A 15347-nucleotide genomic window follows, 5' to 3' on the forward strand; every position below is an offset into this window, starting at 1 on the left:
GTATGATTTTTTATATTTTAACATCCGGAAGTATGATTTTTGGTATAACAGGTATGATTTTTAATAAGAGAAATTCTCCAGCAGGAAATACAATAGAAGCGTAATGAAGTAACATTTTTTGAATGTTGGTGAAAAGATATGGAATTATTAAAACTTGTAATTGTAGATGACGAACCAATTCTACTGGAAGGATTGTTGAAGACATACGACTGGAACAAGATGGGATTCGAAGTGGTCGGAACTGCACAAAGCGGTGAACAAGCGATCCGGGTGATCAGGGAAAAGCAGCCGCATGTTGTGCTTACGGATATTCGAATGAAACAGATTACCGGATTGATGGTGATGGAGGAGATCCAGAAAGAAGGAATAGACTGTCTGTTTATTGTGTTGAGCGCATATCGTGACTTTGAATATGCGCAGCAGGCATGTGACCTTGGAGCACATGCATATCTTCTGAAACCGATTGAGGATGATAAACTGCAGGAGACGATGCAAAGTGCATATGATACCTGCATGGAGCAGCTTCGCAATCAGGAGAAATATAACAGCTGGGAACGGCTGCTGAAAGAAGATTCAGACAGTTTTCTTCAGGTGGTTGTGCAGAAATATATTCAGAACCGGATTCCGCAGGAGAAGATCGAGGAAGTGTTTGCAACACTTCAGAATGTGATTTTAGAGGGGGACAGGTTTATTTCAGTATGCGTGGATATTGATCTTGCATACAAGATTACGAATGAACTGGAATATGAAGCATCCAGATATGCAATGGTTCAGAAGCTGGAGAGTATGATCAAAGAGAGATTCTTCTACTGGAAGTTTGAAAGTGAAGACGGCAACTGTGTATTTGTCATAAAGACACAGCAGAATGCTTCTGTGCGGGAACTGAAACAGATGCTGGAATATGCCAAAAAGGAAGAAAAAAGTCCGATTATTGCTTCTATCTCCAAACCGTATAAAGGGATTCACGGAATCAAGAGAAGTTGTGAAGAAGCACAGAAGCTGTTCGGACTTGCGAGCATATCCGGCGCAAGTGCATTTACGATTCCGGAGGAAATGGAAGAAAAATCGGAAAAATCTTATCCGGCAGACGTCGAGACATTGATTGTAAATGCAGTGCGAAAAAATAATGCACAGGAATTGAAAGATGCTTTTATAAGCTTTATCTACAGCCTTCCGAATGAGGAAGAATTACAGTGTCAGTATATGCACAAAGTGATGTTGAAAGCAGAATTTATGCTGAAAGATTCTTATGGACTGAATGAAGAATTAAAAAGTCAGTTTCAGAATTATTATGCGAATCTGAAGAATCTAAATGCAGCACGTTCCGTAGATGTCTGCTATAAGATTCTTGGTAAAGCGATCGAAGTGCGAATAGAAACTTCGGGGACGGATGAAACAAAATATTTTAAGGAGTACATGTCTGATGCGGTTGCTTATATAGAAGAACATCTGAATGACGAATCACTGTCGATTGTGGAGGTGGCGACGCAGGTATATCTGAATCCCGTATATTTTGGACGTGTATTTAAGAACACTTTCCAGATGACGTTCAAAAAATATCTTCTGCACAGACGTATGGAGAAGGCGAAAGAACTACTGGAACATGGGGATTACAGTATTGGAATGATCTGCGAACAGGTAGGTATCAGCAATCCGTCCTATTTTTCGCATTTGTTTAAACAATATACCGGAAAACTGCCGAGTGAATATAAAAGGGAATATAAAGAATGACGGTAATACAAAAAACTTCAGGGATTCAGAGAAAATATCTGAAGTATATGAGTGCACTTTTGCTGTTGGCTTTGTTTTTATCCAGCTTCGGGGTCTGGATCTACACGCGTATGAATCTGACTTCTTTGATTGTGGATAAATATGAGTTCATGAGTGAAAAAATGGGGATATCCATAGATAATCTCTATCAGAAAAGTGATGAAGTAACTGCAGATTGTATTGTAAATGACAATGTACAGAAAAGTCTGAAGACGAAGGGTTTGGAAGAAGTAAAAAAGAATGCTCTGAGTAAGTATTTTGCATACATTGATCTGAGTCATGTTGCAGAATATTGTTATGTGGATAATAAGGAAAATGTGTATACAAAATCATACTCTAAGATTTCTTATGATGACTTTGAAAAAAGCGGGTTTGCCAGGAAGCTGGGAGATGAGTATTCCAAGACAAAATGGTTCTGGGCAAAGGACAATTTGTTTGGAGATGGAGAATATGCTCTTTTTATCGGAAGATATGTCAGAAGCATGGATTATGCACACGAGCCAGGCATGCTGTTTCTGAAGATGAATGACGAATTCTTAGCTGAAGTAGTGACGGACAATGAGAAGCTGACTGATGAGATTGTGACGGGAATCGTTGATACGAGTGGACAAAGTTGTATGATCTGGAATCCGGGAGAATATGAGATGGAAGAGAAGACCGGTGCGATGATCAGAGAACTTGCAGGGAGCAGACAGTCAGGAATGATTCTGAGTGGTAAAAAGGTGCCGGGAGGAATCCTCTGTGCTTACAGGCATAAGGAAAGCGGCATGCTGGTCTATACGCTGGTACCGGACCGGATACTGAATAAAGGAATGAATCAAGTGCTTCTGGTGTTGGGGGGAATCTATCTTCTGGTTGCTTTGGCTGCGTTTGGAATCAGCATTCAGGCATCAAGAGTCTTTACAAGACCGATTCAAAAGATCTCAAAGGCGATGAAGGAATTTGATGGACAGGATTTCAGTAAGATAATAGAAGTACATACGAATACGGAACTGGATGACATTGGAGATTCCTATAACAAGATGCTGGAAAACATTGAACAGCTGCTTCTGGAGATTAAAAACCAGGAGAAAGAACTGAGAACCAGTGAGCTGAACATGCTGATCAGTCAGATCAATCCGCATTTCCTGTATAATACATTGGACACGATCTATATGCTTGCAAGAATTAATGGAGAAGAGACGACGATGAAGATGATCCAGGCGCTTTCCAGGTATCTCAGACTATCTCTCAGCAAGGGAAGAGATATGGTTACCGTGGAGGATGAACTGGAAAATGTAAAAAGTTATATGGAGATCCAGCAGATCAGGAACGAGAATCTGTTCCGGTATGAGATTGACTGTCCAGAGGAACTTAAGAAACGGTGGGTACTGAAGCTGATTCTTCAGCCACTGGTGGAAAATTCGATTAAATATGGGTTCTGTGATATCTATGAAGGAGGTCTGATTCGGATTGAAGTAATGGAACAGGAACACAGGCTGGTGCTTCGGGTGTATAATAACGGGACATCGATGGATCAGGAGATGGCAGACAGGATCAATGGACTGGGAGTCATGCCGGTTGCTGAGATGAAGGAATGCTTTCCGGATCATAAGCATGGGTATGGAGTAGTTAATATTGTTACAAGACTCAGGCTGAAATATGGAGAGGATGTAGAATTCAGATATGAGGTTCAGGAAAATGAAACAAATTGTATCGTCCGGCTTCCTGTGGATGGGAGAGAAAATGACGAATGGTAGGCGGGCAGTGTCTGCACTTCTTGTAGCTGTGCTTTTTATCGGGCTTGCGGGATGTACGAAAGAAGAGAAAGAAACCAGTAAAAAAGTGACGGAAGAGATCTCAATTCCCATGATTCTTACGGTTGATCCTACAACAGGAGCAAAGAATGAACAGAGACTGGTCAAAGCGTTCAACAAGGCATACCGGGGAACGTATCATCTGGATGTGGAATGGGTGATGGAGACGGAAGAGGAGTATCGAAAGAACCTGAAACGTCTGAATGTAACGGATGAACTTCCTGCAGTGATTACCGATCTTCGAATGCTGCCATCCTTTTATCGGATGATGATAGAAGAAGGTCGAATTGAGGATATTTCAGATGCGGTCAATTCCGATCCTGAATGGAAGAATATGATTGAACCTGCAGTTATGGAGGCCTGTACGGAGGAAGATGGAAGTATCTATCTGTCACCGATCAGTACAGCTGCCTTTTCCTGTTCGGGTGTGTTCTGGAATCAGAAACTGTTCGAACAGGCGGGTATTGAGCGTTTCCCCGAGACTTGGGAGGAGTTCTGGAAGTGTTGTAAGAAGCTTAAGAATGCAGGAGTGACACCTCTGGGACTTCACACGGAAGGAACCGGCTGGGCTGCTATGCTTCTTGCTACGGCAGAACTGGCAGCTACAGAAGAAGGGGAAGCCTTTATGAAGCAGCTGTATCCGGACAGCTATCAAAATGAAAGTGGAATACATCTGGCAGAGTCTTTACAGCGGCTGTTCCAATATACGACAGAGGATGCGCTTCATACGGATTTTGATGTGGCATATACGAACTTTGTGTCAGAAAAAGTGGCAATGCTGCCGAATGGATACTGGATGATTGAAAAAATTCCGGAAGAGATCAAAAAAGATGTCAGATTCTCTCCGTTTCCGAAAAATGAGCTGATCTCTTCTCCGGAGACTTTTGGATGGGCGATCGTATTCGGGTACAGTGATGAGGTGAAAGAAGGAGCACTGGCGTTTTTTAAGTTCCGTACGATATTCAATCAGGAAGAAAAGGTGCAGCTGTTCAAGCAGGATAAAGAGAAAGTCGATCGTCTGCTGCTGGATTATCTTGAAGCATTTGAAGGGAATCCTCAGATTGTGCCAAATTATCAGGTAAAATGGAACTCCATTCTGCAGGAGGAGACGTTAGGAGAATGTCTGCCAGATCTTGCACAGGGCAAGATGACCCCGGAAGAGTTCGTACAGAAAGCAGATGACAGTATCCGGCAGTATAGAGAAGAACAATAGATAGAAGAGTATATTTTTTTGTATATTAGGTTTTTTAATTGATACAGCTTATAACGCTTCAACTGATATGATGAACTCACAACAAAGAAAACCAATTTCGGAAAGGTGAGGTAAACATTATGAAAAAGCGTAAGGTTGTATCAATTTTACTTGTTGCAGCTATGACAGTTGGTATGCTGGCAGGCTGCGGAAGCAGTTCTTCTTCTGATGGGGGATCAGAAGAAAAAGAAGCATCAGGAAAGGTATATTACCTGAACTTCAAGCCGGAAGCTGACGAGCAGTGGCAGGCTCTGGCAGAGGCATATACAGATGAGACGGGTGTTCCGGTAACTGTTCTTACTGCTGCTTCCGGAGAATATGAGAAGACACTGAAGTCAGAGATGGCTAAAACGGATGCTCCGACATTATTCCAGGTAAACGGACCGGTTGGTCTTGCAAGCTGGAAAGATTACTGCTATGATCTGTCCGGATCTGATATCGCAGGCGAACTGACAGATGACAGCTTCGCTCTCAAAGACGGAGATCAGACACTTGGTATCGCATATGTAATTGAAAACTACGGAATCATCTACAATAAGGCACTTTTGAAAGAGGCCGGATATACAGCTGACGATATTACTGATTTTGAAAGCTTCAAGAAAGTAGTAGAAGATATCACAGCAAATAAAGATGAACTTGGATTTTCTGCATTCACATCCGCTGGCATGGATGGATCTTCTGATTGGAGATTCAAGACACACCTTGCAAACCTTCCAATCTACTATGAGTATCAGGCAGATGGAATTGATAACACAGACGCAATCAAAGGTACATACCTTGACAACTACCGTGCAATCTGGGATCTGTACATTAACAATGCTACATGTGATCCGAAGCTTCTGTCTACAAAGACCGGTGATGATGCGGTTGCAGAATTCGTAACAGAAGAAGCCGTATTCTATCAGAATGGTACATGGGCATACAATGACGTTGCTGACATTGGCGATGAGAATCTTGGAATCCTTCCAATCTATATTGGGGTAGAAGGAGAAGAAAATCAGGGCGTATGTACCGGTACAGAGAACTACTGGTGTGTGAACAACAAAGCTTCTGAGGAAGATATTCAGGCAACACTTGATTTTATTAACTGGTGTGTAACATCTGAGACGGGTGTAGAAGCAATGTGCAAAGATATGGGATTTGTCATTCCTTTCAAATCTAATCTTGAGTCTGATAATGTACTTGTAAATGAAGCGAACAAATATCTGGAAGAAGGAAAAACTCCAGTATCATGGAACTTCTCTACAATGCCATCTGAAGAGTGGAAGAACGGTGTGGGATCTGCTCTTACAGCATATGCAGCTGAGCAGACAGATGCAAACTGGGATGCAGTGGTAACCGCATTTGTTGACGGCTGGGCAACAGAGGCAGCAGCTGCTGAATAATCTGATTTGCACTGAGGAATCTGATAGATGAGATAAGCAGAAAAGATGCGGCGGGCGAAAATGGTTCGCCCGCTGCTTTTTACTGAGAAGGAGGGAGTTTTTGTGGAAAAGGCCATGAAACGTTATATGCCGATATTCGTACTTCCGACATTTTGTGCGTTTACACTCGGCTTCATTGCCCCGTTTATTATGGGAATCTGGCTTTCATTCTGTAAGTTTACAACGGTTACAGACGCAAAGTTTGTAGGATTTTCCAATTATATCAAGGCATTTCAGGATACTGTATTCAGACATTCATTCTGGTATACGGCATTGTTTGCGGTTGTATCTCTGGTTGTGATCAATGTATTTGCATTTGCGCTTGCGATGGCACTGACACAGAAAATGAGAGGAACCAATATCTTTCGTACTATTTTCTTCATGCCAAACCTGATCGGCGGTATCGTACTTGGTTATATCTGGCAGCTGATTTTTGACGGTATCCTGTCCAATTATAATACTGCGTTGAAATTAAATGAATGGCTGGGCTTCTGGGGACTGATTATTCTGGTTAGCTGGCAGCAGATCGGTTATATGATGATCATCTATATTGCAGGTCTTCAGTCTATTCCGGGTGATGTAATGGAAGCTGCACAGATTGATGGAGCGACCAGCTGGCAGAGACTCTGGAAGGTGACGGTTCCGATGATGATGCCTTCCATTACAATCTGTGTATTTTTGTCAATTACCAATGGATTTAAACTCTTCGATCAGAACCTGTCACTGACTGCAGGTGAACCGGCAAAGATGTCAGAGATGATGGCATTGAATATTTATAATACGTTCTATGGACGTACCGGATGGGAAGGAGTCGGACAGGCGAAAGCTGTACTGTTCTTCCTGCTTGTTGTAATGATTGGTATGCTGCAGTTGAGAGCAACACGTTCGAAGGAGGTGCAGCAGTAAATGAAGTGGAAAAATAAATTAAGCTGGGCGGGAACCGGCATATTTACCATACTTGGTGTTGTATATATTCTGCCGATTCTGGTCGTACTTATTAACTCATTTAAGAAAAAAGTATTTATCAATAAAGAACCGTTTACATTGCCGGCAGAAAAGACATTTGTAGGGCTGGAAAACTATCGGGCGGCAATTGATAAGTACGAGCTTCTGAGTGCAGTTGGATGGACGGTATTTATTACAATCGGTTCTGTACTGGTTATCCTGATCTGTACTTCCATGTGTGCATGGTATATTACACGAGTGAATACCAGATTCACAAAGCTCGTATACCTGTTGTGCGTATTTTCCATGGTTGTACCATTCCAGATGGTAATGTTTACATTGTCTCTGATTGCAGATCGTACAAGATTGAATACTCCTTGGGGAATCATCATCATTTATCTGGGATTCGGAGCCGGACTAGCGGTCTTTATGTTCTGCGGATTTGTCAAGTCGATTCCGCTTGAAATTGAGGAGGCTGCCATGATCGACGGATGTACACCGCTTCGCACCTTTTTCTCTGTGGTACTTCCGATCATGAAACCGACGTATATCTCAGTTGGTATTCTGGAGACCATGTGGATCTGGAATGACTTCCTGCTTCCATATCTGGTACTGGATCTGAATAAATATAAAACGATTTCTATCATCATCCAGTATATGAAGGGAAGTTACGGACGTGTGGACATGGGCGCAATTATGGCGGCTCTTATCCTTGCAATCATACCGGTTATTATCTTCTATCTGTCCTGCCAGAAACACATCATCAAAGGTGTTGCGGCCGGAGCCGTTAAGGGTTAAAATGAGAATATGAATTATACTTGGAGGATAGATGACATGAGAAAAAGTGGAATGTTAATGCCGATATCGGCGTTACCAGGTTCCTATGGAATAGGCTGTTTCTCAAAAGAAGCGTATCATTTTGCAGATATCCTGAAAGAGTCCGGACAGTCCCAGTGGCAGATCCTGCCATTGGGTCCGACCGGATATGGAGATTCTCCGTATCAGTCTTTCTCAACATTTGCAGGAAATCCGTATTATATCGATCTGGAGACATTGATCGAGGAAGGTATCCTTACCAGAGAGGAATGTGATGCGGCTGATTTTGGAGAAGATGAGACGGCCATCAATTACGAAAAGATGTATCACGCACGGTTTGATGTGTTGAAAATTGCCTACAACCGGGCAAAAGAGTCTGGAGTTTTGCAGGAGCCTTCTTTTGTGGAGTTTGTGGAGAGAGAAAAGTTCTGGCTTCAGGATTATGCGCTTTATATGGCAGTGAAGAACCAGTTTGGCGGAAAGAGCTGGGATCAGTGGGATGAAGATATCCGTCTCAGACAGCCGGAGGCCATGGAGCGTTATACAGAAGAACTGCGGGATGAGATCTCTTTCTATGAGTATCAGCAGTATTTGTTCTCCGTTCAGTGGACGAAGCTTAAGACGTATACCAATGAACAGGGAATTCAGATCATCGGTGATATTCCGATCTATGTGGCGTTTGACAGTGCGGATACCTGGGCGAACCCAAAACTGTTCCAGCTGGATGAAAAGAATCTTCCGATTGCGGTTGCAGGATGTCCGCCGGACGGATTCTCGGCAACAGGTCAGCTCTGGGGCAATCCGCTCTACGACTGGGAGTATCATAAAGAATCTGGATATGCGTGGTGGATTCAGAGAATTTCCAGTTGCTTTAAGATCTATGATGTAATTCGGATTGATCATTTCCGGGGCTTTGATGAATATTATTCGATTCCGTACGGAGACAAGACAGCAGAGAATGGGAAGTGGATGCCGGGACCGGGCATGGATCTGTTCTATGCGATCCGAAAAGAACTGGGAGACCTTCCAATTATTGCAGAAGATCTGGGGTTTTTGACAGACAGCGTCAGAAAGCTTCTGGCAGACAGTGGTTATCCGGGCATGAAAGTTCTGCAGTTTGCATTTGATTCCAGGGAAGACAGTGATTACCTTCCTCATAATTACGAAAGAAACTGTGTTGTCTATACGGGAACGCATGACAATGATACCGTCAGAGGATGGTATGAGGTTCTTGCGCCGGAAGACAAAGAGATGGCACTGGATTATCTGAATAACCGTTTCACTCCGGAGGAAGAGATCCCATGGGATTACATCGGTCTTGCCATGCGAAGTGTAGCCGATACCTGCATCATTCCGGTACAGGATTATCTGGGACTCGGAAAAGAGGCAAGAATCAATACCCCGTCTACGCTTGGTGGCAACTGGATGTGGAGAATGAAAGAAGATGCATTTTCAGAAGAATTGATTGGAAGAATTCGTCATCTGACGAGATTGTGCGCAAGATATTAAACTTTCACATTGCCGGTGTGAAAACTGCTTGACAAATATAACATGCGGTGATAAGTTAATAATTAACGATAGTATGTTACTTGTTTTTTGAGGAACGAGGCATTAACTATACATAAATGCAAGGGATATTTATGTGTGTTAATGCCTTTTTTTACTATAAAAAAGGAATCCATCCGCTGATATGCATAGATGTTCCGGCAGAAGCAGAAAAGGAGAAAAGAGATGAAAGACAAAATTTTTGGTGTATTGCAGCGTGTGGGAAGATCGTTTATGCTGCCGATCGCAATTCTTCCTGTAGCCGGTCTTTTGCTGGGAGTCGGAAGCTCCTTCAGTAATGAAACCATGCTTGCAGCGTACGGATTGCAGGGTGCTCTGGGAGAAGGAACAGTATTTCATGCCATCTTCCTGGTGATGAAGGATGCGGGAAATATTGTGTTTACCAATCTGCCATTGATCTTTGCCATGGGTGTGGCAATCGGTATGGCAAAGAAAGAAAAGGAAGTTGCTGCACTTGCGGCAGTGATCGCGTTCTTTATTATGCATGCTTCGATCGGAGCAATGATTGAGATCGGAGGCGGAACGGAGAGTATGCTGGAAGGTGCAACGACCTCCGTATGTGGAATTACTTCCCTGCAGATGGGTGTGTTCGGAGGTATCATTGTCGGATTAGGAGTTGCGGCTCTTCATAATCGATATTATAAGATTGAGCTTCCGCAGGTATTGTCCTTTTTTGGAGGTGCCAGGTTTGTACCGATCGTATGCTCCCTGGTATATACAGGAGTGGGAATTGCCATGTATTTTATCTGGCCGGTGATCCAGGGCGGCATCTATGCGGTAGGAGATGTGGTTCTGAATTCCGGATATTTTGGAACATGGCTGTATGGCCTGATGGAACGATTGTTGATTCCGTTTGGCCTGCATCACGTATTCTACCTTCCATTCTGGCAGACCGCGCTTGGCGGAACGCTGGAGGTTGCGGGACAGGCAGTGGAAGGAGCTCAGAATATCTTCTTTGCTCAGCTGGCAGACCCGACGGTAGAACATTTTGCAGTATCTGCAACGAGATTCATGTCCGGTAAATTCCCGCTGATGATCTTCGGACTTCCGGGAGCAGCGCTTGCAATGTATAAGTGTGCAAAGCCGGAAAAGAGAAAAGAAGTTGGAGGTCTCCTGCTATCTGCGGCACTCACTTCCATGCTGACCGGTATCACGGAACCTCTGGAATTTACCTTCCTGTTCGTGGCACCGCTCCTTTATGGAATCCACTGTGTGTTTGCAGGACTTGCATATATGCTGATGCATGTATTTAACGTCGGCGTAGGCATGACATTCTCCGGAGGTATGATCGACATGTTCCTCTTTGGTGTCCTTCAGGGCAATGAAAAAACCAGCTGGATCTGGATCGTCATCGTGGGAGTGGGATATTTTATCGTATATTATTTTCTGTTTGGATTCCTGATCCGAAAGATGGATCTGAAGACGCCGGGAAGAGATGACAGTGAAGAGGTGAAATTATACCGCAGAAGTGATGTGGAAGCAAGAAAGAAAGGGGAAGCTGCAGAAGGAGAAGCTGTTGTGGACGAGCTTTCTCAGGCTATCTGCCATGGACTTGGAGGAAAGAAGAATATTTCAGATGTAGACTGCTGTGCAACCAGACTTCGCTGTACAGTATATAAAGCAGATCTGGTTAATGATGCGCTATTGAAATCCACAGGAGCTTCCGGTGTTGTGCACAAAGGAAACGGAGTCCAGATTATCTACGGACCGCGTGTCACCGTAATCAAATCCAATCTTGAAGACTATCTGGAGACAGCACCGGATGAAGAGTATACGGCAGAAGAAACACTGGAAACAGTCGAAGAGGCAAGAGTTGAAGAACCAGAGCAGAAGGTGGTAAATACCATTGAGATCTCAAGCCCGATGACAGGCTTTGCGGCAGATCTTTCCACTGCGCCGGATGAAGCATTTGCGGAGCGTATGATGGGAGATGGAGCGGTCGTTACACCAAAGGACGCGATCGTAAGGGCACCGGAAGATGGCGAAGTATGCTTCGTATTTGATACGAAACACGCAATCGGTTTTATGACGGATTCCGGAATCAGCCTCCTGATTCACGTCGGAATTGATACCGTGAAGCTGGAAGGGGAAGGATTTGAAGTGTATGTAGAGAATGGGCAGAGGGTAAAGAAAGGGGATCCGATGCTGAAGTTGGATCTGGATTACCTGAATACACATGCACCTTCTCTGGTATCACCGATCCTGTGTACGGAGCTTGAGGACAACCAGAAGATCCGTCTGCTGAGAGATGGAGAGATTCAGGCGGGAGAAGCACTGTTTGCAGTGGATATCTGTGAATAAGAAGATAACATATGAAATGTAAGTGGGGAATGAAATGTACAGGATAAAAAAGGTATTAAATCATAATACAGTCATTGCGATCAGTGAGAAAGAGCATCAGGAATGTCTGATCGTGGGAAGAGGAATCGGATTCGGGAAAAAGGTAAGCGAGAGAGTGGAGACCAGGCCGGAGGACCGTGTGTATTCGCTGAAGGAATATACGGAGCGTGGAGACGCCAGAGAGATTGTTCGGTCGGTTACACCGGAATTTCTCGAGATCACCAATGAAGTATTAAATGAGGCAGAAAAGATATTCGGCCGAATTGACCGCAATGTACTGTTCCCACTGGCAGATCATATTGCATTTGCAGTACAGAGAATTCAAAATCACGAGCAGATCAGCAATCCTCTGACGGAGGATATCCGGATTCTGTTTCATATGGAATTTAAGGCGGCGGAAAAGATCCGGCCACTTCTTAAGACACGAATGGGTATCCAGATTGATGATGACGAAGTCGGATACGTTGCGCTTCATATACATTCTGCAATTGACGATGAAAAAGTATCGCAGGCGATGCAGGTGGCAAGAGCTGTGCGGGAATGCATCTCTCTGGTGGAGCAGACTGTCGGAAAGTCCATCGATGTGGCTTCTCTTTCCTATAACCGTCTGATGAATCATATCCGATATATGGTAGCGCGTGCGATAAGCGGTGAGAAGCTGAAGGTCAATATGAATGATTATATGAAGATCAAATTCCCAGAGGCATATCAGATGGCAGAAAGTGTCTGCGGGCAGGTGGGACACAGCCTGGGATGCGAACTGGAAGAAGTAGAGATCGGGTATCTGGCCATGCATATCGAAAGAGTCGCAAGTGATGAACTGGATACCGGAAAAGAAGATTAAAAAGAATAGAGAAAAGGAGAACAGATATTATGAAATCATTTAATTATATCATTACAGATGAGGTGGGAATTCACGCAAGACCGGCAGGAATGCTTGTAAAGGAAGCAAAAAAATATGCATCTTCCATCACAATTGTAAAAGGAGAAAAGAAAGCAGATGCCAGAAAATTGATGGTTCTCATGGGACTTGGAGTTAAGTGTGGAGAAGAAGTGACAGTAGAAGTAGAGGGCGAGGATGAAGAAACGGCAGCTGCAGCTATGGAAACATTTTTCAAGGAGAATCTGTAGGATTGGAGCACAGGTATGGAAGTATATACTGGAAAATCGATATACAAAGGAATTGCAATCGGTAGAATCCTGTTTTATCAGAAAGGGGAACAATCTGTAAAGCGGACAAAGATTGAAGATACAGCATCTGAGATTAAGAGATATGAAGCTGCAAGACAAAAAACAATCGAACAGTTGAATGTGCTGTATGAAAAGGCAGTAAAAGAAGTGGGCGAGATGAATGCAGCCGTCTTTGAAGTGCACGCCATGATGCTGGAAGATGATGATTATGTGGATTCGATCGTCAACATCATAGAAACACAGCAGGTCAATGCAGAATTTGCTGTTGCTGCAACGGGAGATAATTTTGCGAAAATGTTTGCGGATATGGATGATGATTATTTTAAGGCCAGAGCTGCTGATGTAAAAGACATATCTGAACGTCTGGTTAACATCTTAAGTGGAAGAGAAAGTGGCGGCGAGATCGGAGAGGAACCGGTGATCATCGTAGCAGATGATCTTGCACCGAGTGAGACGGTACAGATGGACAAAGAAAAACTTCTGGCCTTTGTTACCGAGCATGGATCTGCCAATTCCCATACGGCGATTCTTGCAAGAACCATGAATATTCCGGCGCTGATCGGTGTTCAGATCCGGGAGGACTGGAACGGCAGCCTGGCAGTTGTAGACGGTTATTCCGGAACTCTGTACGTAGATCCGGAAGATGAGATCTTAAGTCAGATGAAGGCGCGTCAGGAAGAGGGCATCCGTGCAAGAGAACTGTTGTCAGAATTAAAAGGAAAAGAAGATGTCACGCTGGATGGAAAGTCTATCCGTCTGTATGCCAATATCGGCAGTGTGAAAGATATCGCCAGTGTACTTGCTAATGATGCGGCAGGAATCGGTCTGTTCAGAAGCGAATTCCTGTATCTGGAGTCATCAGACTATCCGGATGAGGAGACTCAGTTCCAGACTTATAAAACAGTTGCAGAAAATATGGCGGGGAAAAAGGTGATTGTGAGGACGCTGGATATCGGTGCTGACAAACAGGCGGATTATTTTCAGATTGCACATGAAGAGAACCCTGCCATGGGATTTCGTGCAATTCGTATCTGTCTGGAGCGGACAGAGATCTTCAAGACACAGCTTCGCGCATTATTCCGCGCAAGTGCCTATGGAAATATCGCGATCATGTATCCTATGATCATCTCTGTAGATGAGGTGCGCCGCATCAAAGAGATTGTGGCAGAGGTAAAAAGAGAACTGGATGAACAGGGAATCGCTTACGGTGAAGTGGAGCAGGGCATCATGATCGAGACCCCGGCAGCAGTCATGATCAGTGATCTTCTGGCGGAAGAAGTGGATTTCTTCAGCATCGGTACCAATGATCTGACACAGTATACGCTGGCCATCGACCGGCAGAACAGTAAGCTGGATTCTATCTATGATTCCCATCATCCGGCAGTTCTCCGGATGATTCGGCAGACGATCGAGAATGGGCATAAGCACGGATGCTGGGTAGGAATCTGTGGCGAACTTGGTGCAGATATGACTCTGACAGAGACATTCCTGGAGATGGGAATTGATGAATTGTCCGTGTCTCCTTCTTTTGTACTTCCGATCCGTAAGAAGATACGCGAGATGGCCCTGGGAAAGAAGAAAGAATCATAGAATGGATATGGGAAAAACGGAAAAAAGAATATTATATATGTACGCATAAGATGAAGAAGGTGAGAAATTGGGAAGCATATGGCACGATATCAGCGAAGAAAGGATCTTTCCAACGGATTTTATATCCGTTGTGGAGATATCCAAAGGCAGTAAGAAGAAGTACGAGCTTGATAAAGAGACCGGCCTGATCATTCTGGATCGGGTACTGTATACTTCAACACATTATCCGATGAATTATGGATTCATTCCCCGGACGCTGGGAGATGATGGGGATCCGCTGGATGTTCTGATCATGTGTTCCGAGGCTTTGGAGCCAATGACACTGGTACGCTGTTATCCGATTGGTGTGATGAAGATGACGGACGGAGGAGCCGGGGACGAGAAGATAATCGCAATCCCCTGGGCAGATCCAACCTATCAGATGTATACGGACATATCTGAACTGCCGAAACATATCTTTGATGAGATACGGCATTTCTTTACAGTGTATAAGGATCTGGAAGGAAAGCATACGGCAGTCAATGAATTCCAGGGTGCGCTGGAGGCTGTTGCAGTGATCGAAAACTGTATCGAACAATATAAGGACAAATTTGTAAAATAACAAGGATTGTTCATTGCCGCAAACTGTAGATTTATGTAACAGGAAAATCCCGGGGG

The 15347-nt window shown here is 44.0% G+C and carries 12 protein-coding genes; all 12 read left to right on the forward strand.

All coding sequences use genetic code 11. From position 1 onward, the window contains the following. Positions 1–138 precede the first annotated feature (138 nt). The 12 genes from JQM82_RS10200 to JQM82_RS10255 all read left to right on the forward strand — a co-directional run bounded on the left by JQM82_RS10200 (position 139) and on the right by JQM82_RS10255 (position 15291). Entirely contained in the window at positions 139–1731 is a 1593-nt protein-coding gene (locus JQM82_RS10200) for a response regulator transcription factor (RefSeq protein ID WP_235250187.1), read from the forward strand. After that, on the forward strand, positions 1728–3509 hold the full coding sequence (locus JQM82_RS10205) for a sensor histidine kinase (RefSeq protein ID WP_235250189.1): 1782 nt from the start codon (positions 1728–1730) through the stop codon (positions 3507–3509). Before JQM82_RS10200 ends, JQM82_RS10205 begins: the two co-directional genes overlap by 4 nt. Then, positions 3451–4779, forward strand: coding sequence for an ABC transporter substrate-binding protein (locus JQM82_RS10210; RefSeq protein WP_235250191.1), 1329 nt, complete (start codon positions 3451–3453; stop codon positions 4777–4779). The genes JQM82_RS10205 and JQM82_RS10210 overlap by 59 nt, the downstream gene beginning before the upstream one ends. A gap of 119 nt (positions 4780–4898) precedes the next feature. Beyond that, positions 4899–6203 (forward strand): ABC transporter substrate-binding protein, encoded by a 1305-nt coding sequence (locus JQM82_RS10215; protein ID WP_235250194.1) that lies wholly within the window; start codon positions 4899–4901, stop codon positions 6201–6203. A gap of 102 nt (positions 6204–6305) precedes the next feature. Then, the gene (locus JQM82_RS10220) at positions 6306–7148 is read left to right on the forward strand and encodes a carbohydrate ABC transporter permease (protein ID WP_235250196.1); all 843 of its coding nucleotides are present in this window, start codon (positions 6306–6308) and stop codon (positions 7146–7148) included. Beyond that, positions 7149–7985, forward strand: coding sequence for a carbohydrate ABC transporter permease (locus JQM82_RS10225; RefSeq protein WP_235250198.1), 837 nt, complete (start codon positions 7149–7151; stop codon positions 7983–7985). Positions 7986–8021: 36 nt separating this feature from the next. Beyond that, the gene (malQ, locus tag JQM82_RS10230) at positions 8022–9512 is read left to right on the forward strand and encodes a 4-alpha-glucanotransferase (RefSeq protein ID WP_235250200.1); all 1491 of its coding nucleotides are present in this window, start codon (positions 8022–8024) and stop codon (positions 9510–9512) included. Between the two features lie 222 nt (positions 9513–9734). Further along, entirely contained in the window at positions 9735–11870 is a 2136-nt protein-coding gene (locus JQM82_RS10235; RefSeq protein WP_235250202.1) for a PTS transporter subunit IIABC, read from the forward strand. A 34-nt stretch (positions 11871–11904) separates the two neighbouring features. Next, entirely contained in the window at positions 11905–12753 is an 849-nt protein-coding gene (locus tag JQM82_RS10240) for a PRD domain-containing protein (protein WP_235250204.1), read from the forward strand. Between the two features lie 29 nt (positions 12754–12782). Next, a complete protein-coding gene (locus JQM82_RS10245) occupies positions 12783–13040 on the forward strand; it encodes an HPr family phosphocarrier protein (protein WP_235250206.1) in 258 nt (85 codons plus the stop codon). A gap of 15 nt (positions 13041–13055) precedes the next feature. Beyond that, complete coding sequence (gene ptsP, locus JQM82_RS10250; RefSeq protein ID WP_235250208.1) at positions 13056–14690, forward strand: phosphoenolpyruvate--protein phosphotransferase; 1635 nt, start codon at positions 13056–13058, stop codon at positions 14688–14690. Between the two features lie 67 nt (positions 14691–14757). Beyond that, complete coding sequence (locus tag JQM82_RS10255) at positions 14758–15291, forward strand: inorganic diphosphatase (protein WP_235250210.1); 534 nt, start codon at positions 14758–14760, stop codon at positions 15289–15291. The last annotated feature ends 56 nt before the right edge of the window (positions 15292–15347 follow it).

It is taken from the genome of Faecalicatena contorta (assembly GCF_021531995.1).
In the GTDB taxonomy this organism is placed as follows: Bacteria; Bacillota; Clostridia; order Lachnospirales; family Lachnospiraceae; genus Dorea_A; species Dorea_A contorta_A.

Coding starts and splice junctions, on each gene's coding strand:
- JQM82_RS10200 (WP_235250187.1), top strand. CDS start 139: ATGGAATTATTAAAACTTGTAATTGTAGATGACGAACCAATTCTACTG.
- JQM82_RS10205 (WP_235250189.1), top strand. CDS start 1,728: ATGACGGTAATACAAAAAACTTCAGGGATTCAGAGAAAATATCTGAAG.
- JQM82_RS10210 (WP_235250191.1), top strand. CDS start 3,451: ATGAAACAAATTGTATCGTCCGGCTTCCTGTGGATGGGAGAGAAAATG.
- JQM82_RS10215 (WP_235250194.1), top strand. CDS start 4,899: ATGAAAAAGCGTAAGGTTGTATCAATTTTACTTGTTGCAGCTATGACA.
- JQM82_RS10225 (WP_235250198.1), top strand. CDS start 7,149: ATGAAGTGGAAAAATAAATTAAGCTGGGCGGGAACCGGCATATTTACC.
- malQ (WP_235250200.1), top strand. CDS start 8,022: ATGAGAAAAAGTGGAATGTTAATGCCGATATCGGCGTTACCAGGTTCC.
- JQM82_RS10235 (WP_235250202.1), top strand. CDS start 9,735: ATGAAAGACAAAATTTTTGGTGTATTGCAGCGTGTGGGAAGATCGTTT.
- JQM82_RS10240 (WP_235250204.1), top strand. CDS start 11,905: ATGTACAGGATAAAAAAGGTATTAAATCATAATACAGTCATTGCGATC.
- JQM82_RS10245 (WP_235250206.1), top strand. CDS start 12,783: ATGAAATCATTTAATTATATCATTACAGATGAGGTGGGAATTCACGCA.
- ptsP (WP_235250208.1), top strand. CDS start 13,056: ATGGAAGTATATACTGGAAAATCGATATACAAAGGAATTGCAATCGGT.